An 18,410-nucleotide genomic window follows, 5' to 3' on the forward strand; every position below is an offset into this window, starting at 1 on the left:
CAGGAGATTTTCGCCGCAAAAAATTTCACTACTTAAAAGGAGAAAGGAGAATATAAAATGATAGAAGGTTTATATGAAGCCCATCTACCCGTAAAGAACCTGGCCATCTCCATGGATTTTTATAAGAAAATAGGCTTGAAACTAGCTTGGAGGGATGAAGATACTGCCTTCTTTTGGATAGAGGAAAACAAGAGCTGGGTCGGCTTATGGGAAGGGAAGGAATATCAAACTCCATACCACCCTTCACTAAGGCATATCGCCTTTCGGGTAACTTATGATAATATGAAAAATGCATTAACTTGGCTCCAATCCCTAAAAATTGAAGTTGTCCCTTTTGGAAAAAGGACAACGATTGAACCTTTTGTACGCCCGCATCAAGGTAATGCTTCCATCTATTTCAATGACCCGGATGGAAATAGTCTCGAACTCATGTGTTCGGTAGAAGTCCCTGATGCATATAAGCACATGACTGAAAAATTATCACTTGAAGAATGGGAAGAACTAAAAAATCTACTAATATGAAACAATTGGTTTCATTTAATAGAAGGAAGTGTAAGTATTGTTTAATCAATTAAAGAATAACGGTAGTATTCTTAATCATTTACGTGCAGACTGTGAGAATTGTTTTGGTTTGTGTTGTGTAGCTTTGCCTTATGCAAAATCTGCTGATTTTGCATTTGATAAAGATGGAGGTACACCATGTTCAAATCTGCAATCGGATTATCGTTGCGGCATCCATGAAAATCTCAGAGCAAAAGGATTTAGAGGCTGCACGGTAAATGAATGCTTCGGTGCGGGTCAAAAGGTATCTCAACTCACATATGATGGAAACGATTGGAGAGACAACCCAGCGTCAGCAAAGGAAATGTTCGATGTATTTCCTATTATGCAACAACTTCATGAAATGCTTTGTTACTTAAATGAAGCACTGAATTTAGAAGATGCGAAACCTCTTTATCAAGATTTGCAGGCTGCTTTTGAAGAAACGGAATATCTCACAAAGCAAAGTCCAAAGTCTATCATGGCCCTGAATGTACCAGCTCATAGAGCGATCGTTAATGATTTACTTCTGCGCACAAGTGAACTCGTACGTGCAAAGGTATCTTTTAATAAAAATAAAAATCAGAAAAAACAGAACAAAATAAGTAGGGGAAGTGACCTTATCGGTGCAAAGTTGAGACGTGCTGACCTTAGGGGAGCGAACTTAAGAGGAGCATTGCTTATCGCATCCGACCTCAGAGAAGCTGACATGAGAGTGACGGATCTTATCGGTGCAGACTTTAGGGACGCTGATTTAAGCGGTGCCGATCTCACCGGGAGTTTCTTCATCACACAAGCACAGATTAACTCGGCTAAAGGCGATACGAAGACAAAATTACCGCTCTCATTAAGCATTCCCGATCATTGGAGGTAGAAGGATAGCTAAGATCGAAGCGACTTTCAGCAAGCACTTAACGAATAAGGAATTGTTTAACTCACGAGTAAAAGGCGGAAACTCACGAGTAAAAGCGTAAAATTCACGAGTAAAAGCGTAAAACTCACGAGTAAAGCCCGAACTTACGAGTAATGGGAAAATTTAATACATAGATTTGGCTTTAATTCTAAGCTTTTACAAAGAGTGAACTCTATACTTTCATGCGATTCTTCATTAGGAAGGGTCGTCTTTTGTAATTGGGCGAGAAACTTTCATTTTTCCATTTGACTCTGACGTTGCGTAATACCTTAAAGTAAATGATATCGAAAGGAGGTAAGAAGCAGTGGCAATGAAAGTGAAAGAGCTAGCCGATTTAGTTGGCATTAGTGTGCGGACACTGCATTATTATGATGAAATCGGGTTATTATCTCCAGAGGAAATAACCGATTCAGGTTATCGCCTTTATTCGAATGATAATCTTGAGATGTTGCAGCAAATCCTGTTTTTCAGGGAACTTGGCATGCCGTTAAAGGAAATAAAGCAAATGATAAGCAGTTCTTCGTTTGATAAACAAGATGCGTTGAAGCAACATCAAAAAATGTTATTGGAGAAACGCAGTCAGCTCGATAAATTAATTGAGACGGTCGAAAAATCGATTAAGCATATGAAAGGGGAAATTCAAATGACGAATAAAGAAAAATTTGAAGGATTTGACTTCAGTCAGAATCCATATGAAGAAGAAGCCCGCAAGCTTTGGGGGGATAAAGCTGTCGATGAATCGAAGGCTAAAGTGTCGGGCATGTCCAAAGATGCACAGAAAATTGTATCGGAAATCTATATAAAACTTGCGTCAATCCGAAATGACTCGCCCAAGTCGGAGGAGGCACAAGAGCTAATTAAAGAATGGTATGATTGTTTGAACAATAACTTCGGCACATACTCGCTGAATGCTTTCAAAGGATTAGGTCAAATGTATGTGGATGATCAACGCTTCACCAAAAATATCGACCAGTACGGTGATGGTTTAGCAAAATTTATGTGTGATGCGATGGGGCATTTTGCTGATGCTAACAATAATTGAATCATCAGATTAGTTGGAAGGTTGCTCCGGAAGCCATCTTATTTTATGGCTAAAGGGACAGTCAGTAAGAAGCTGTATGCTATAGTTATGGTAATATTTATAATATTCCGATTTATAGAGAATAGTGGGAAACTTATGGAATTTAGGAATGCCGCCTTTAACCTCGGGAAAATCAATGATGTGGATGGAAGTAAAGTGGCTGTTTTTGTTTTTAATGGAGATGCCATTTATACAAGCATCGTCACTAAACTTTGGGCCGCAGGTTGTGTCAGTATGGATGTTTTAACTACAAAGAACTACTATGCAATAAGCCTTTCTGCGGCACTGTTTTTTTGGTTTTGGGACTCGGTCTTTTTACAAAAAAAGAGCTCTGCATCATAAAAAGGGACCAAAGAAGCGGTCCCTTTCCGACATTATTTCTTTAGCATGTTTACGATTTCCTTAGCTTTTCCTAATGTAACTCCTTCAATGATACTGTTGTTTTTTCGAACAGCCGTACCGAAATGATAGTGACCGGTATGCAGATCGGAATGGATAGAAAGGATATTATCCTTATTTAAGCCGCTTCCAACCAGTATCGCTATGTCGCCGCAGACTCTTTGCATTTGTTGAATCGTTTTCATGCGGCTTGGGAAATCCCCATGCCCGCCTGAGGTCAATATCGTTTTGATTTCTGGATATTGTGCTAGCATTTCAGCTGAAATGACTGGGTCGTTTGTGTCATCGATGGCTCGGTGGAATGTAATCTCCAAACCTTCACATACCGTCAATAATTCTTCGAGGTATGGTCGATTGATTTCATTCTTTTCATTTAATGCACCTAATACGACCCCGTTGGCTCCCAGTGATCGAATGATTTGGATATCTTTTTTCATTATTTCCAAATCATTTTGCGTATAACAAAACGACTGGCTATGAGGCCTTACCATCACGTTGACCGGTATCTTCACTGAATGGACGGCTGCTTCTATCAGGGCGTGGCTTGGAGTTAACCCCCCCTCGGCTAAAGAACTGACAAGCTCGATTCGGTCTGCGCCCGATTCTTCGATTATAAGGGCATCTTCTATCGTTGTGGCAATGAATTCAATGTACATTGGATTTTCCTTTCCTGCATGCAAGTGTTATAAGATTATTAAATCCATTAAGAATCGTAAAGTCAATTCATTAATAGATAGTTTTCCCTGCTTTCCTCAAATGGAATATCTTTATTTCACTATTTATGAAACGAAATGGACATTCAAACGTATAAAAAAAAGAATATATTCAATGGTATATTTGAAAGTGGAATGTTGGGCAGGGGATTATATGAAAATCATCATGACGGAGGTTATTTAATTGGATAAGGAAAGTAAGGAAGTAAAGAAATCGAGGTTTTACAAAGTAGGGATGGGATTCCTGATCATTTCCCTTCTCACTTGGATCATTCCTGTCGTAGCTCCTTTTACGCCATTTTCAACTGCGGCTAAAGCAGGGGTCATAACAGGTGCGATCGTCTTTGCGGAAGTCATGTTTTGGGCAGGCGCGCTTTTGGTCGGGAAAGAAGTGGCTGCTAAATATAAAGGTTATTTAAACCCGAAGAATTGGAGAAAAGAAAAAGGGTGAAGCAGTTTTTTATAAAAAAGGGCTGGGAGTGAAGCTCCATTGGAAACTGAATTGTTAAAAGTTTTCGATTCCGATCGCATTCAAACGGGCGTGGCTTCGCGTGAGGAAGTACATAGATTGGGACATTGGCATGAGGTTTTCCACTGCTGGTTCGCTAGTAGAGAAGCGGGCGCGGATTACCTATATCTACAGCATCGTTGTGCGGTAAAAAAAGATTATCCGAATCTATTGGATATTACGGCTGCCGGTCATTTACTGGCTTATGAAACGGTATATGACGGAGTCAGGGAGATTAAAGAAGAAATAGGCATTGACGTTTCCTTTGAAGAGTTGGTTCCATTAGGGATCATTGAATACCATCAAACGAAAGAGGATTTCATCGACAAAGAACTGGCAAACGTCTTTCTATATGAAAGTGCACATAGCTTCGATGATTTCACCCTGCAGCCAGAAGAGGTTTCCGGGATAGTGAAGGTTTTGCTGAATGACTTCGAAGAGCTTTGGACCGGAGCGGAGGACAAAGTGAATATTAAGGGATTTGAAATGAATCACGAAGGCCGTAGGATGATGATCGATCGGTTTGTTGGACGGGATGAGTTCGTTCCCCATGATCTCTCCTATTATGAAAGCATCATTAGATTGATCAGGGAAAACCTCGCTAAATGAAAATAAAGCCCCGACAAAACGATTCGAGTTCTGTTGGGGTTTTTTCTTTTTTCTTGAAAAAAACATTAAGTACATCGACCTGTATCCTTACCGATCAACGGCAGCCTATTGGCTCGTTTTATCTCAGTTCGATACGCATAAGTCCTTAGTTGTTACCTTATTTGTCTTGAATTGCTCATAGGGATAATGACTTTGTCTCTGTGCTGATTCAGTTGATAAAGCGAGATATACCTGACTGTTATAGTGATAGCAGGCTGCAAGTTAAAGACGGGGTGTAGTTTTTCATGAACTAGGGAATTTATCACTTGTAAGAATATTACAAAATTGTAAGATGAACAGTGTGTAAATTTTGTTAAGGGGATGAGTGAAATAATGAAAAAAATGGTTTTATGCATTTCATTTTTTGTAGCTTCTTTAGCCCTTTTTGACTCCCTTGATCTTTTTGCAAGCAAAGCTTCAGCAGAAACACACACCTATGATGGAAAAAGTCCTTACTATAATAGTTGTGCGAATAGCGCAGTCACGAAGAAGTCCGTGAAAATTTATGCAAACGGCGGCTCTGCCAATTTGGAGTTGAAATTCAGCACAACATGCAAAACGGCTTGGGCAAAGATAACTCTTAGCAGACCGGCTAAAACGGATGGGGAGGCAACGGCATTGGTTGTTCGAAATATTGATAATAAACAATTCAGCTGTGCATCTCCTGGAGGAAATGGTGAAATAAATAAAGGTCAAACGACTTGCTATACACCAATGGTATATGATTTAGATCCACGAAAAGCAAAAGCGGTCGCTTTTTGGCCATATACAGCAGGTGAAACCGGCTGGTATTAATGAAAGAAGAAAAACCTTCATCTATTTTTATGCAAAGAAAGGATGAATGAAATGAATAAAAAGCTTAAAATGATAGGTTTATCCATGGTGATGACACTGTCGATGTTTCTTATCGACTTTGGATTTGGAAAAAATCAGGCACTGGCCGAAACACATACTTATGATGGAAAAAGTCCATTCTATAATAGTTGTGCAAGTTCGGCGGTAACGAAGGATAAAAAATGGATCGATTCAAATTCGTACGTAGAATTGAAATTCAGCACTGTCTGTAAAACCGCCTGGGCAAAAGTGACCGTAACACGCCCCGCCGTATACAACCATGAAGCGGACGCCAGAATTGTCCGAAGTACTGATGATAAAGCCTATACATGTGCCAGTTCCGGGGGCAATGGTGTCGTGAACAAAGGGCAGACCTCGTGCTATACACCAATGGTTTATGATTATGACCCGCGCAAGGCACAGGCCCAAGGGATACATGCGATCCCTAATAGTGATGCATATAATAAAGCTGTGACCATTTGGTACTAAAAAACAAAGGCAAAAAAAGCATCCGTATGGTCGGATGCTTTTTTTTGCTGTCAGTTTGTACTCACACTTTCATTTCCGCTTCCAAATGAAGTAGATATTGTTTCATCTCCGTACCTCCACGGTAACCGGTAATGGCACCGTTTTTTCCGATAACCCGATGACATGGCACCGTGATCAGAACAGGATTGGCACCAATGGCTGTACCGACCGCCCGAACAGCTGCAGGTCTTTGGATGATTTGGGCAATATCGGAATAGGAACAGGTTTTTCCGTAAGGTATTTGATTCAGCGCTGCCCAAATTTCTTGTTGAAAGGGCGTGCCTTTTACATCTGCGGGAAGAGAGAAAGTCTGCCTGGTCCCTTCGAAATATTCTTGGAGTTCATTTAGATAGGGTGTTAATGCTTTTTCATTTTCAAAAAGTCTCGCATTTGGAAAGCGTTTTTGAAGCCAAGACTCCAGTTCCCCATACGTTTGACCGGGAGAGCCTACATAGCAAAGCCCTTTTTCCGTTTTGGCCACATATAACTGCCACCTATCATAATGCAATATGGCCCAATCAATGGTTTGTTCTTTATCATTCTTCATTTTCTTCACGCTCCAAAGCTTGAGTTTTGAGATAAGCTTTCCGATATCCTGAAGGGGTATTCCCCATTTTTCTTTTGAATAGCGTCATGAAATAGGGTGTACTGGAGAACCCGACAGCCAAGCCTATTTCAGTTATCGGCTGTTCGGACTTTTCCAGCAGCCATGTTGCTTTTTCAAGGCGTAGCCGTTGGATGTATTCAGTGGGCGATATCCCCTTCACACGCTTGAATGATCGTTGTAAATGATAAGGGCTGCCGTGGGAAATATCCGCCAATATGTTAAGTGTGAGGGGTTCGCTGTAATGGGTGTCGATCCATTCGGCTATTTGTTCAACCCATTCTTCTGTCGGCAAATTCAATCCTTCCGGTTTGCATCGTTTACAAGGCCGGAAATCTTCTTCCAAAGCCATCATGGCATTTTTGAAAATCTTCACGTTTTCCTTATTAGGCACCCTGGATTTACAGGAGGGCCTGCAAAAGATGCCCGTCGTAATTACTCCGTATAAAAAATGATCATCATATGCTGCATCACAATCTATAATAGCTCTCCAATATTCATTCGGGAAAGGATTCACTACATTCACCTCTCCATTTAGTATACAAGAAAAGGGTGATAGACAAACATATTGATAATATAAAAGCAAGATAACGTAATGTTAAAATAAGGGAGTTAAATGAAAGCGCAAGATAACGTATCCATTTTTCATTAGAATAAAGAGAATAGGACAAAGGAGGACATTATCAATGGATGAAGGCATGATTGAATTGAGAATTCATGCACCAAAGGAGTTTAGTTTTTCGGAAAATCTTAAATATTTATCAAGATCTTCCAATGAATGTTTGTTCGATATTGTTGATCAAAAAATTTATCGAGCACTTGTTGTCGAAAACGAGACACTCCTAGTGGAAATCAGTGCGATGAATGAAACGGAGCTGTCCATTCGGTTTCCAGGACGAACTGCACCGATGGATAATCAGGTAAGGGATGCTGTTTCCCAATACGTTCGTCATTGGTTCGACCTTGAGACAAACCTGCTTCCTTTTTATGAGCTGGCCCAAAATGACCCTATATTGCACAAACCGGTAAGCCAATTCTACGGATTGAGAAATATGGGCATCCCGGATTTATTTGAAGCGATTGCCTGGGGAATACTTGGACAGCAGATTAACTTGACCTATGCCTATACCTTGAAACGGAGGCTTGTGGAGGGATTTGGTGAATATGTCGAATTCGAAGGAAAGCAATATTGGCTGTTTCCGGCGCCTGAGGTGATCGCGAAATTGACGGTCGAAGATTTTACCGATTTGAGGATGACGGTGAAGAAGTGTGAATATTTAATCGGTGTAGCTCAACTGATTGCAGAAGGGGAACTTACTAAAGAAAAGCTGTTAAATGCAAAGGATGTAAAAGAGGCTGAAAAGATGCTGACCAAAATACGGGGGATCGGGCCGTGGACAGCGAACTATGTCTTGATGCGCTGTTTGCGTTTTCCAGCAGCCTTTCCCATCGATGACGTTGGGCTGCATAATTCCTTGAAACTGGTCATGGAAACGGAAGCAAAACCAATGAAAGCGGAAATCCTGAAACTATCGGAAGCGTGGGCCGATTGGGAATCCTATGCGACCTTCTATTTATGGAGAGTGCTATATTGACTTCGTGTATAAAACAGTAGATTACGTCGATATATCTCTATTCGGCGATAAACTGCATTTCCAGCCCAAACACCTTGAGTGGTGAATGACCATGTATATGTACCCAACATGTCATTATGAAGATCAAGTTTTTCTAGAACGGCAGTTTCCCGGTCTATCCGGCTTTCCGGGCATCCCAGGATCACCGGATTTTCCAGGTCAACCAGGTTTTCCCGGTGCGCCTCAATTTCCAGGGCAGCCAGGACCACCGCCGGGTTCGCAAGCGCCAACAGCACCCCCGCCAGCGTTTATCCCCCAACAGCAATCGGCTTCAACATTTGCCGTAGATCCAGGTGCGATTTCGTATTGTCTGTTCAGGAATACTTTTATATGGCTAAACAATGGTTCACGTTTCTGGTATTACCCCCCATTTTCGTCGGTCCGCGTTCTGTTGCCGGCTTCAGGTGGAATGGCAGGTTCTGGACGATTTTTGGCATCGATACAAGACAAATCAATTCATTTAGCTGTTTTTGAAAAAATGCTCAAAGGAGATGTTCCTTTGAGCATTTTATGTTTCAGCTTGTTTTGCTTTCTTCCAATAGAAGCAGCACTATCCAAAAGAAAAATATCATTAATAGAAATGCCCACTGTGGATCGTCGCCCTAAAGCGGTCAACATTCCGACTGGGGAAAGGAGATACAAGGTGTAAAGCAACTTAAATAAGAAACTGTTAAATAAACCGATAGTGCAATCAGCGAAAGGGGGATGTTGTCATATAAATTATTTGAAAAGGATTCAAGGAATTCATTTCGCACTCCCTTTTTTGTTGCTTGTATCTTATCATTTTTGAATGTGGCGAAATAAACGTCCAACAATGTTCAATATTTTATAGAAATGGTAAAATCATTATGCTCCTATAAAATTTAGTGAATGTAAATGAAAATAGAGGATGCTGTTGAATATGAGGAAAGTATCGCTGGAAACCAAGATTCTCGGGTTAGTCTTATCGTTGAGCCTGTTTTTGATTCTTTTATTGACGACTAGTTTTTCTTATATGGAAGGAAGACAAATAGCTAAGGATAAAGGTCAATTGGCGTTAGAACTTTCAAAGACGATTAGCTTCATGCCTACCGTTACAGAGGCCTTTGAAACGGATGATCCCGCTGGCATAATTCAGCCGATTGTCGAAAAGATCCGCAGGGAAACAGGTGCTGAGTTCATCGTTGTAGGGAATGCAGAGGGAATTCGCTATTCCCATCCGCTGGTTTCCGAAATTGGGAAGCGGATGGAAGGCGGGGATAATAGCAGGGCCCTTCGGGAAGGCGAATATTATGTCTCCGAAGCGGCAGGATCACTCGGTCTTTCCATTCGGGGGAAGTCACCGGTATTCAATGAGGATGGAAAAATAATTGGAATCGTCTCCGTCGGTTTTTTAGTGGACGATGTCCGCGCCCAAATTTTCAAGGATTTGTCCAAAGAGATGGTTGTATCTTTAGTGGCCATCATGATATCGATCATTGGCAGTTATATGCTGGCAAGAAGCATCCGTAAAGATACACTGGGGCTGGAACCATTTGAAATCGCCAATTTATATAAAGAAAAAAATGCAGTGCTTCAATCGGTGAAAGAAGGTATTCTGGCCATTGACCAAAATGGGCTGATTACCTCGATGAATCAGCCGGCGAAAAAATTGCTGGATATTAAAGAGTCCGTTCGCCATTTGAACGTGGACGGACTATTTCCTTCGAAATATTTATTCGAAGTGCTGAAGTCCGGTGAACCGCAAATGGATAAGGAGATTTCATGGAAAGACAAATCCATCATTGTTAATTGTACGCCAATCTTCGATAGTGAAGGGGTAAGCGGTGTTGTTGCTTCGTTCCGTGATCGAACGGAAATTGAGGAAATGGTCAACACATTATCTGAAGTGAAGATGCATTCAGAGGATTTAAGGGCACAAACCCATGAATTCACCAATAAACTATACGTCCTTTCAGGATTGATACAATTAGGGGAATACGAAGAAGCAATAGAAATGATTCAAAGCGAAACATCAGAATTGCATTCCCTGAACCGTGTCGTGTTCGAACAGATAAAGGATACGAAGGTACAAGCCTTGTTACTAGGCAAGATAGGGAAAGCATCGGAGAAGAAGATCTTTTTTGAAATAGACGCACAAAGTTACCTAGAGAAACTGCCTGATCATATAAAATTGTCTCAACTAACATTGATTCTAGGCAATATAATCGATAATGCACTAGAAGCGGTTTCAAGCATGGAAGAGCCGCTCGTGAAATTTTTCGCCACAGATATCGGAAATGATATGGTATTTGAAGTGAGTGATAACGGAAAAGGAATACCAGAGGATGCGATTGCCCATATTTTCGATCGGGGTTTCACTTCGAAAAACAGCGGAAGTCCAAGTGGTTATGGGCTTTCGAATGCTGATCATGTCGTAAAAGAGCTAGGCGGCATCATCGAAGTCCACAGCGAGGATGGCAACACCATATTCACTGTGTATCTTCCTAAAGAACAGAGAGGAGGGGAAGAATGCTGAAGATAAGAGCAGTCATCGCAGAAGATGATTTTCGTGTAGCGGATATCCATGAAAAATTCCTGAAAAACTTTGATGAAATAGAAGTGGTCGGAAAAGCTGTCAATGCCAAAAAAACGCTTCGGATCATGGAACAAAAAAGCCCGGATCTGCTTTTGCTTGATGTTTATATGCCAGATCAGCTTGGTACGGACCTCCTTCCGGACATACGGCAAAAATTTCCGAATGTGGATATCATCATGATTACCGCGGCAACGGATAAAGAACTACTTGAAAAGGCACTTCACTATGGTGTAGAGAATTATTTAATTAAACCAGTGGAAATGAAGCGTTTCAACCAAGTTATCGAAGAGTATCTGAAGAAAGTTCACCTGATGAAATCCAAACAAGAAATAGATCAGGATTTTGTTGACCTCATTTTGAAAAAGGGTTCTTCTGCTTCGGAAACGAAAGATGGCCCGTCCTTGCCGAAAGGGGTCGACGAAATCACTTTGGCGAAAGTGATCGAGGTACTCGAAGCAAGCGATATCGGTTTGTCGGCTGAGCAAGTGAGCGGACAGATCGGAGCTTCCAGGACAACCGCGAGACGCTATCTGGAATACTTGATATCCGTTAAGAAATGTAAAGCGGAAGTCGTATACGGGGTAGTGGGGAGACCTGAGCGAAGATATTATAAAATTCAATAGAATTAAATGAAACACCTTCAAGATTGGAGGTGTTTTTTTTATGCATGCATGTTTTATAAGAAGATAAAAAAAGCAATATATGTCAAAAAAACGATATTTTTTTCTGTTATCCTTTTCTTAAGGAGGTTCGGAAATGAGATACAGCCCCATCATCCAAAAAACGATTGAATATATAGAGAATAGCTTACAAGATGAATTGTCTTTAGAGAACATCGCACGATTCGCAGGTTTTTCGAAGTTTCATTATCATCGTATTTTTCACAAGGAGGTTGGTGTGACCGTATCTGAATATATTCGATATCGAAGGATCGCCAATGCAGCAAACATGCTGCTTGATACTGATGAAAAAATAATCGACATTGCTTTCTATTACTGCTTTGAAACACAAGAATCCTTTACTCGTTCATTTAAGAAATATTATGACCTGCCGCCAGGGCAAGAAACTCGTAAGTAAACTAACTTTGCAAAAGGAGGAAATGACGATGAAAACGGACAATTATTAAAAGGATAGAATTTAAGCGGGAGTCATCCATTCAATTATAAAATGGGAATTGACCGGGAGACATTCCATAAAGGCCAGGCATCAGGTTTCCTGAAATCCTTCACTAAGGAATCCAAGGAGGGATTTGCAACGATGATGCAGCAATTCAAGGCGAAAAATCCCTTGGCACTGTCGGGTTTTTTTAAGTCACGAGATGTTGATGGATTTTGTGGTTTATGGATGAGGGTGGATAATGCCCTTCATGATGTTTTGCATTTCGACAATATGGGGAATCGGCCCGTCGTTAACGATACGGAATGGAACCATTATTATATTGTCTTGGATGTACCCGAAAACAGTGCCATCATTTCATTCGGGGTCCTTCTTTCAGGGCGTGGCCAAGTATGGATCGATGAACTGGAATTCGAGGAAGTCAGTACAGATACACCAACGACCAATATAGATTACGGTTGTGACCTTTTGGATGGACCGGCAAATTTATCATTTGAAGATTAAATGCGCGGATTGTTTGCTTAATAATCGCTCATTTCCTTAAAAGACCGCCATTCAACCCGGGGAGTGGCGCCGGTTCAGCCTCGAAAAAATGCTTCCGTGAACACAATGAACACAATTAACAAAATAGTTTTAAAACACAATAAATTGAGAACGCTTACAAATGAAGCGGTTTCATATACACTTTATCTTAATTAGAAGATAGGAGTGATAGATATGCTCGCTTTATTAGGATACTTGATGATAGTAGTGTTTATGATTTTAATTATGACAGGGCGACTTTCAGCCATGATAGCTTTGATTGCCGTACCAAGTGCCTTTGCACTTATTGGCGGGTTTGGCGGTAAAATGGGTGAGATGGCGCTGGAAGGGATCAAAGACGTCGCGCCAACAGGAATCATGATTTTATTTGCAATCCTTTTCTTTGGCATTTTAATCGATGCTGGCGTTTTTGACCCGATCATCCATACGATCCTTAAGGTCGTAAAAGGAGATCCGGTGAAAATTGCCATCGGCACGGCAGTCCTGGCCTTGCTGATTTCCTTGGATGGAGATGGTACGACTACATATATGATAACGATTTCAGCCATGCTTCCGTTATATAAACGGATTGGAATGAGACCGCTAGTATTGGCCGGTATTGCTGTTTCGTCATCTGGAGTCATGAATCTACTTCCTTGGGGAGGCCCTACAGCACGGGTGATGACCGCTTTAAAACTTGAAATGTCCGATGTTTTCACCCCTGTCATTCCTGCGATGATTGGCGGAGTTCTATTCGTCCTTTTCATGGCATATTGCCTGGGTAAAAAAGAAAGAAAGAGAATTGGAATCATTGAAGTTGACTATCGTGCTGTGGCACAGCACGCGGCTGCAACGGAAGATGCTTATCTTAAGCGTCCTAAATTGATCATATTCAATTACGCATTGACTCTTACACTGCTGGTTGCGCTGATTATGGAACTTATGCCTTCAGCGGTTCTGTTCATGGTAGGTTTCGCCATTGCCATTACGGTTAATTATCCGAAACTCAGTGATCAGAAAGAGCGTGTGGCAAACTATGCGGACAATGCTTTATCTGTCATTTCAATGATTTTTGCTGCAGGTGTCTTCACTGGAATCCTTGCCGGTACGGAAATGGTTGATGCCATGGCCAACTCTTTGATTCAGCATATCCCAGATCAAATGGGCGCACATTTTGCTGTCATCACTGCCGTCATCTCAGCACCTTTTACGTTCTTCATGTCTAATGACGCATTTTATTATGGTGTGCTCCCATTGCTTGCTAAAGCGGGAGCTGCTTATGGAATTGACCCTGCCCTGATCGGCAGAGCTTCATTATTAGGGTTGCCCGTCCATCTATTAAGCCCGCTTGTTCCATCTACCTATCTATTGGTTGGAATGGTAGGGGAAGATTTCGGTGCATTGCAGCGTACCTTCCTGAAATGGGCATGCGGATCGACGCTTGTCATGATAGTGGTATGTGTCCTATTGGGAATCATCCCGCTATAAAGCCCTAAAGAGTCCCGTTCGTCAAGTTGCGAACGGGACTTTTTTTGTTGTCTTTATCAAGCACTGAATAAATCTGGAAAAGTGAGATACATTATGTTTGTCTTCTCTTTCGCGACAAAGTTAGCTTTTACTTTTATTGAATGCGGAAGGTACGTACCTTAAAATTAAAGGAAACTATATTAATATGAAGGGAAGAGTGCGAAATGGCTCACTTTAATATAAAAGTTGCAGTTCAAAAGTTCGGTAACTTTCTAAGTTCAATGGTCATGCCGAATATATCAGCTTTCATAGCATGGGGGCTAATCACTGCCCTATTCATTCCATCTGGTTTCCTGCCAAATGAAAGCCTTGCCAAAATGGTAACACCTATGGTTACTTTTTTATTGCCGCTTTTAATTGGGTATACAGGTGGTAAGCTAATCCATGACCACCGTGGCGGCGTAGTCGGTGCCATTGCGACAATGGGCGTCATCGTCGGATCTGATATCCCGATGTTCCTTGGCGCCATGATAATGGGACCGTTCGGCGGATATGTCATCAAGAAATTCGATCAATTGATTGAAGGAAAAATAAAAGCCGGCTTTGAAATGCTTGTTAATAATTTCTCAGCGGGGATAATTGGCGGCTTATTGTCCATTCTATCCTTCTTGGCCATCGGGCCTGCTGTAGACGTATTTACAGGCTGGCTTGTAGCAGGAGTCGATTGGCTTGTCGGTACAGGTTTACTGCCGTTGACCAGTATCCTGATCGAGCCTGCCAAGGTATTGTTCTTGAATAATGCCATCAATCATGGTGTACTATCACCAATAGGTGTGGAGCAAGTTAAACAAACAGGGGCTTCAATCCTGTTCCTTCTGGAATCGAATCCTGGACCAGGTATCGGCGTACTGCTTGCTTATTGCTTTTTTGGGAAGGGAACGGCGAAGAAATCGGCGCCAGGAGCTGCCATCATTCATTTCTTCGGCGGGATCCATGAAATTTATTTCCCTTATATCTTAATGAAGCCGATGTTATTCTTAGCTGTCATTCTTGGAGGCATGAGTGGAGTTTTCACTTTGGTCCTACTAGGCGGAGGATTGTTCGCTCCCGCATCTCCAGGAAGCATTCTTGCCATTACAGCGGTAACTCCGCATAATGCGGGTGCATATATTGCTAACTTTGCAGGCGTGATCGTAGCGGCCCTTGTTTCATTCATCGTCGGTGCATTCATCCTGAAAACAGGAAAGCAATCTGAAGAGAATATTGAAGATGCTGCGAAAAAAATGCAAGAAATGAAAGGCAAGAAAAGCTCTTTTGCCGATGTATTCGCTTCAGACCCGGGTACGATGCCATCAGGCGTCAGCAAAATAATATTTGCCTGCGATGCTGGGATGGGATCAAGTGCGATGGGAGCTTCGCTGCTTCGCAAGAAGGTGAAGGAAGCCGGATTGAATATCACTGTTACCAATACGGCGATCTCAAACATTCCTGCAGATGCACAAATCGTCATAACACAGGAAGAGTTAACACCAAGAGCACAGAATAAAGTGCCGAATGCTTATCATGTATCCGTCGATAATTTCCTATCGAGCCCTGAATACGATTCATTGCTTGCAAGGCTTCAGGACGATGGCACCGATGAGCTGCATGAGATCGTCGAAGATGCTGAAGAGAAGGTCCCCGGTGTTCGAGAACATTCAATCGAGCCAGGCATTAACGAGGATGAGCAAGATGATAATGAATTGCTTCGCGAAGAAAACGTTTTTCTTAATCAACAGTTCGCCAATAAGGAAGAAGCGATCCGCTTTGCGGGAAGAGCTTTGGTTAATGCAGGTTACGTTAAGGAAAGCTATATTGAAGCAATGATTGCCCGTGATGAATTGACTTCAACCTATATGGGGAATGATGTAGCCATTCCGCACGGAACCGAGGAAGCTAAGAAAGATGTCCTTAAATCCGGATTTACCGTTTTACAAATTCCTGATGGTGTCGACTTTGACGGCCAAAAGGCAAGATTGATATTCGGTATTGCCGGCAAGGATGGGACACATCTTGAAATTCTATCTGGCATTGCAGTTACCTGCTCTGAGATGGAGAATATTGAAAAGATGGTTAAAGCCACATCAGCCAGGGAATTGATGGATATAATAAAAGTCGAAAATAATTAAATACACTTAACCAAGAATAGAAAAGCGTTTTACGCTTTTCTATTCAGTATTTTCTCGTGTTACTCCACCAGAAATGAGTTGGTAGCATGTATATTACTTCAAGGGAAAAATCAATCATAGAATTGATCATAAAAACTTCAGGAAAACATACAGCCTTATCCATTGCGACACAATTGAATGTTAGTGTCCGGACGGTTCAACGTGATCTAAAGTCCATAGAAAAAATCCTGCAATCATTTGAGTTGCATTTAACACGCAATACACATGAGGGCCTGTCCATCGACGGGAAGAATGAACAAGTCTTTCGGCTTGTACAGCACCTGATGGGCAATCATCCGATCGATCAAACGCCACAAGAAAGAAAGCTGCATCTCCTTTTAGCTATACTGCAGGAAGAATCATATAAAACTCAAGTACTTGCGGGGGATCTCGGTATAAGCATTACGACTCTTACAACCTATTTGGACGAACTGACTGAATGGTTAAAGAATTTTAATATCGTGATTACGAGAAAAAGGGGAGTCGGAATAGAGCTTGCCGGCACCGAAGAAAATAAACGGAAGGCCCAGGCAGCCTATTTCTTGCACTTCTTTAATGAAGAGCTGATTGAAAGTTTATTTTTGCTGCAAGAAGGGAAATTTCGAGAAGCGAAAATCCTCGACTATTTCGATCCCGAATATCTTCTGGCTATCGATGGGGTGCTGTATTCCACTTTTAACAGTGTCCATTCTCGTTTGGCGGATAGCGGGTATATAGGGTTAATTGTACATATTTATGTAACCCTGCAAAGGAATGAAAGCCAATTTTTTTTGGAGAAGGACTTCATGAAAATAAGCGAACTTTCCGATGAGAATAATCTCATGAATAAAATAGGCAAGGAACTCAGCACCATGCTGGAAGTCTCTTTTACCATTGATGATATAAGCTACCTGGCAGCCATCCTTAAAGGCTCCAAGCTTCATGCGGCGGATGCCGTTCCATATGATAGTGTGTTGCTTGGCCAGCTGATAAGAAACCTGATAAAAGATGTTTCGGCACGACTGCAAATCGATTTGACCAAGGATTTTCCATTGTATCAAGGGCTCCTTGCCCATATGGAACCATCGCTTTTCCGGATCAAACAGGAAATGGGATTATACAACCCCTTAACCGAAGATATTAAGCGAAAGTATCCGGTTCTCTTTTTGGCAGTGAAGACCAGTCTGGAAAAGGAATTCAAAGAAATAAAAGAATTTCCTGAAGATGAAATAGCCTTCATCGTCCTCCATTTCGGATCTGCATTAGTGCTGCGGGAGGAAGAAATATCAATAAGGGCACTCATCGTTTGCCCGACAGGTATCGGCACGTCGAAGATGCTTGCAAGCCGAATCAAAAAAGAAATCATCGAAATCGAGACCGTAGAAATCAAGACGATCAAAGACATTCAACAGCAGGGCAGCCTGAAAAACTATGATGTGATCATTTCTACCGTCCGGCTTCCGTATATCGATAGTGATTATATTCTTGTATCCCCTCTTTTGAGTGAAGAGAATATATTGAACATCAGGAATTATTTAAGGAAGAATATCGAAAACTTCACGAAGAATAAGCGTTATGGCAGTCATTCAGCCCATAAGGAAACCGTCGCCAAAAAAGAGGATGGCGAATTGAAAGAAGTGCTGCAGGAATTGAAAGATGCCCAGCAGAGCATCGAGTCGATCATGGATAATTTTCGGTTTTATCGGCTGCCGCACCTGAAAGGACATCCAGAAATCATTGAAGAAATGGTCAGGATGGCAGAAGCGGAACAACTTCTAATTGATGCGGATGATGTGGTCGGATCCTTGAAGGAACGGGAAAAAAAAGGCGGTTTAGGCATTCCAGGCACTGGAATGGGCCTTTTCCATACGAGACACAAGAATGTAAAAGAACTGATATTCCAGGTGGCCCACCTGGAGGAATATTTTCTGGTCAAAGGTATGGACGGAAATGACGTCCATATGAAAAATTTACTGCTGATGCTGGCACCTGAAGAATTGAGTGTGAAGCAGCAGGAAATCGTCAGCTTAATAAGCTCAAGCTTAATTGAAAGCAATGAATCCATCATGATTTTTTCATCTTCGGACGAAGAAATGATTAACAGAAGAATGGAAGCCATATTTTTGGATTATTTATATACTAACTTGATAAAGGGATGAT

General features: G+C 41.6%; 20 protein-coding genes and 1 pseudogene. 18 read left to right on the forward strand and 3 right to left on the reverse strand.

The genetic code is table 11. The features are described from left to right. The first annotated feature begins 57 nt into the window (after positions 1 to 57). The 4 genes from ACFVS1_RS01930 (at position 58) to ACFVS1_RS01945 (ending at position 2,876) form a co-directional block, all read left to right on the forward strand. Positions 58 to 522, forward strand: a complete 465-nt coding sequence (locus ACFVS1_RS01930; protein ID WP_387544915.1) for a VOC family protein — start codon at positions 58 to 60, stop codon at positions 520 to 522. Between the two features lie 37 nt (positions 523 to 559). Then, positions 560 to 1,414, forward strand: a complete 855-nt coding sequence (locus ACFVS1_RS01935) for a pentapeptide repeat-containing protein (RefSeq protein ID WP_387544917.1) — start codon at positions 560 to 562, stop codon at positions 1,412 to 1,414. Positions 1,415 to 1,757: 343 nt separating this feature from the next. Continuing rightward, on the forward strand, positions 1,758 to 2,495 hold the full coding sequence (locus ACFVS1_RS01940) for a MerR family transcriptional regulator (protein ID WP_387544918.1): 738 nt from the start codon (positions 1,758 to 1,760) through the stop codon (positions 2,493 to 2,495). A gap of 135 nt (positions 2,496 to 2,630) precedes the next feature. Then, on the forward strand, positions 2,631 to 2,876 hold the full coding sequence (locus ACFVS1_RS01945; protein ID WP_387544919.1) for a hypothetical protein: 246 nt from the start codon (positions 2,631 to 2,633) through the stop codon (positions 2,874 to 2,876). A gap of 32 nt (positions 2,877 to 2,908) precedes the next feature. Here ACFVS1_RS01945 and ACFVS1_RS01950 read toward each other — a convergent pair whose 3' ends face one another. After that, positions 2,909 to 3,589 (reverse strand): copper homeostasis protein CutC, encoded by a 681-nt coding sequence (locus ACFVS1_RS01950; RefSeq protein ID WP_387544920.1) that lies wholly within the window; start codon positions 3,587 to 3,589, stop codon positions 2,909 to 2,911. A gap of 241 nt (positions 3,590 to 3,830) precedes the next feature. On the opposite strand from ACFVS1_RS01950, the gene ACFVS1_RS01955 reads away from it, so the two are divergent. The 4 genes from ACFVS1_RS01955 (at position 3,831) to ACFVS1_RS01970 (ending at position 6,125) form a co-directional block, all read left to right on the forward strand. After that, positions 3,831 to 4,097, forward strand: coding sequence for a transporter suffix domain-containing protein (locus ACFVS1_RS01955; protein WP_309487140.1), 267 nt, complete (start codon positions 3,831 to 3,833; stop codon positions 4,095 to 4,097). A 39-nt stretch (positions 4,098 to 4,136) separates the two neighbouring features. Further along, the gene (locus tag ACFVS1_RS01960) at positions 4,137 to 4,763 is read left to right on the forward strand and encodes an NUDIX hydrolase (RefSeq protein WP_387544921.1); all 627 of its coding nucleotides are present in this window, start codon (positions 4,137 to 4,139) and stop codon (positions 4,761 to 4,763) included. Between the two features lie 360 nt (positions 4,764 to 5,123). Further along, positions 5,124 to 5,597 carry a YjfA family protein gene (locus ACFVS1_RS01965; RefSeq protein ID WP_387544923.1) on the forward strand — a complete coding sequence of 158 codons (474 nt, stop codon included), beginning with the start codon at positions 5,124 to 5,126 and terminating at the stop codon, positions 5,595 to 5,597. A gap of 84 nt (positions 5,598 to 5,681) precedes the next feature. Continuing rightward, on the forward strand, positions 5,682 to 6,125 hold the full coding sequence (locus tag ACFVS1_RS01970) for a DUF2690 domain-containing protein (RefSeq protein ID WP_352925586.1): 444 nt from the start codon (positions 5,682 to 5,684) through the stop codon (positions 6,123 to 6,125). Positions 6,126 to 6,186: 61 nt separating this feature from the next. Here ACFVS1_RS01970 and ACFVS1_RS01975 read toward each other — a convergent pair whose 3' ends face one another. Together ACFVS1_RS01975 and ACFVS1_RS01980 are read right to left on the reverse strand one after the other, a co-directional pair. After that, entirely contained in the window at positions 6,187 to 6,711 is a 525-nt protein-coding gene (locus ACFVS1_RS01975) for a methylated-DNA--[protein]-cysteine S-methyltransferase (protein WP_387544924.1), read from the reverse strand. Next, positions 6,701 to 7,285 carry a bifunctional transcriptional activator/DNA repair enzyme AdaA gene (locus ACFVS1_RS01980; RefSeq protein ID WP_352925310.1) on the reverse strand — a complete coding sequence of 195 codons (585 nt, stop codon included), beginning with the start codon at positions 7,283 to 7,285 and terminating at the stop codon, positions 6,701 to 6,703. Before ACFVS1_RS01980 ends, ACFVS1_RS01975 begins: the two co-directional genes overlap by 11 nt. Before the next feature lie 169 nt (positions 7,286 to 7,454). On the opposite strand from ACFVS1_RS01980, the gene ACFVS1_RS01985 reads away from it, so the two are divergent. The 10 genes and pseudogenes from ACFVS1_RS01985 (at position 7,455) to ACFVS1_RS02030 (ending at position 18,409) form a co-directional block, all read left to right on the forward strand. Next, positions 7,455 to 8,363 carry a DNA-3-methyladenine glycosylase family protein gene (locus ACFVS1_RS01985; RefSeq protein WP_387544926.1) on the forward strand — a complete coding sequence of 303 codons (909 nt, stop codon included), beginning with the start codon at positions 7,455 to 7,457 and terminating at the stop codon, positions 8,361 to 8,363. A gap of 91 nt (positions 8,364 to 8,454) precedes the next feature. Further along, positions 8,455 to 8,876, forward strand: a pseudogene (locus tag ACFVS1_RS01990) (collagen-like protein). A gap of 25 nt (positions 8,877 to 8,901) precedes the next feature. Further along, a complete protein-coding gene (locus tag ACFVS1_RS01995; protein ID WP_352925315.1) occupies positions 8,902 to 9,051 on the forward strand; it encodes a hypothetical protein in 150 nt (49 codons plus the stop codon). Positions 9,052 to 9,303: 252 nt separating this feature from the next. Further along, positions 9,304 to 10,899 carry an ATP-binding protein gene (locus ACFVS1_RS02000; RefSeq protein ID WP_387544927.1) on the forward strand — a complete coding sequence of 532 codons (1,596 nt, stop codon included), beginning with the start codon at positions 9,304 to 9,306 and terminating at the stop codon, positions 10,897 to 10,899. Next, positions 10,893 to 11,582, forward strand: coding sequence for a response regulator (locus ACFVS1_RS02005; protein ID WP_387544929.1), 690 nt, complete (start codon positions 10,893 to 10,895; stop codon positions 11,580 to 11,582). Before ACFVS1_RS02000 ends, ACFVS1_RS02005 begins: the two co-directional genes overlap by 7 nt. 133 nt (positions 11,583 to 11,715) lie before the next feature. Next, the gene (locus tag ACFVS1_RS02010; protein WP_387544931.1) at positions 11,716 to 12,036 is read left to right on the forward strand and encodes a helix-turn-helix transcriptional regulator; all 321 of its coding nucleotides are present in this window, start codon (positions 11,716 to 11,718) and stop codon (positions 12,034 to 12,036) included. 180 nt (positions 12,037 to 12,216) lie between these two features. After that, a complete protein-coding gene (locus tag ACFVS1_RS02015; RefSeq protein WP_387544932.1) occupies positions 12,217 to 12,579 on the forward strand; it encodes a hypothetical protein in 363 nt (120 codons plus the stop codon). A 213-nt stretch (positions 12,580 to 12,792) separates the two neighbouring features. After that, on the forward strand, positions 12,793 to 14,085 hold the full coding sequence (locus ACFVS1_RS02020) for a CitMHS family transporter (RefSeq protein WP_352925320.1): 1,293 nt from the start codon (positions 12,793 to 12,795) through the stop codon (positions 14,083 to 14,085). A 203-nt stretch (positions 14,086 to 14,288) separates the two neighbouring features. Further along, entirely contained in the window at positions 14,289 to 16,232 is a 1,944-nt protein-coding gene (locus ACFVS1_RS02025) for a PTS mannitol transporter subunit IICBA (RefSeq protein WP_387544934.1), read from the forward strand. A gap of 86 nt (positions 16,233 to 16,318) precedes the next feature. After that, positions 16,319 to 18,409 (forward strand): BglG family transcription antiterminator, encoded by a 2,091-nt coding sequence (locus ACFVS1_RS02030; RefSeq protein ID WP_387544936.1) that lies wholly within the window; start codon positions 16,319 to 16,321, stop codon positions 18,407 to 18,409. Position 18,410 lies beyond the last annotated feature (1 nt).

Origin of the sequence: Peribacillus sp. NPDC058075, from assembly GCF_042885195.1 — a bacterium.
Lineage (GTDB): Bacteria > Bacillota > Bacilli > Bacillales > DSM-1321 > Peribacillus.

What these genes read in the sequence shown, in the direction of transcription:
- ACFVS1_RS01930 (WP_387544915.1), top strand. Translation starts at nt 58, where the DNA reads ATGATAGAAGGTTTATATGAAGCCCATCTACCCGTAAAGAACCTGGCC.
- ACFVS1_RS01945 (WP_387544919.1), top strand. Translation starts at nt 2,631, where the DNA reads ATGGAATTTAGGAATGCCGCCTTTAACCTCGGGAAAATCAATGATGTG.
- ACFVS1_RS01950 (WP_387544920.1), bottom strand. Translation starts at nt 3,589, where the DNA reads ATGTACATTGAATTCATTGCCACAACGATAGAAGATGCCCTTATAATC.
- ACFVS1_RS01965 (WP_387544923.1), top strand. Translation starts at nt 5,124, where the DNA reads ATGAGTGAAATAATGAAAAAAATGGTTTTATGCATTTCATTTTTTGTA.
- ACFVS1_RS01970 (WP_352925586.1), top strand. Translation starts at nt 5,682, where the DNA reads ATGGTGATGACACTGTCGATGTTTCTTATCGACTTTGGATTTGGAAAA.
- ACFVS1_RS01975 (WP_387544924.1), bottom strand. Translation starts at nt 6,711, where the DNA reads ATGAAGAATGATAAAGAACAAACCATTGATTGGGCCATATTGCATTAT.
- ACFVS1_RS01985 (WP_387544926.1), top strand. Translation starts at nt 7,455, where the DNA reads ATGGATGAAGGCATGATTGAATTGAGAATTCATGCACCAAAGGAGTTT.
- ACFVS1_RS02000 (WP_387544927.1), top strand. Translation starts at nt 9,304, where the DNA reads ATGAGGAAAGTATCGCTGGAAACCAAGATTCTCGGGTTAGTCTTATCG.
- ACFVS1_RS02005 (WP_387544929.1), top strand. Translation starts at nt 10,893, where the DNA reads ATGCTGAAGATAAGAGCAGTCATCGCAGAAGATGATTTTCGTGTAGCG.
- ACFVS1_RS02010 (WP_387544931.1), top strand. Translation starts at nt 11,716, where the DNA reads ATGAGATACAGCCCCATCATCCAAAAAACGATTGAATATATAGAGAAT.
- ACFVS1_RS02015 (WP_387544932.1), top strand. Translation starts at nt 12,217, where the DNA reads ATGATGCAGCAATTCAAGGCGAAAAATCCCTTGGCACTGTCGGGTTTT.
- ACFVS1_RS02020 (WP_352925320.1), top strand. Translation starts at nt 12,793, where the DNA reads ATGCTCGCTTTATTAGGATACTTGATGATAGTAGTGTTTATGATTTTA.
- ACFVS1_RS02025 (WP_387544934.1), top strand. Translation starts at nt 14,289, where the DNA reads ATGGCTCACTTTAATATAAAAGTTGCAGTTCAAAAGTTCGGTAACTTT.
- ACFVS1_RS02030 (WP_387544936.1), top strand. Translation starts at nt 16,319, where the DNA reads ATGTATATTACTTCAAGGGAAAAATCAATCATAGAATTGATCATAAAA.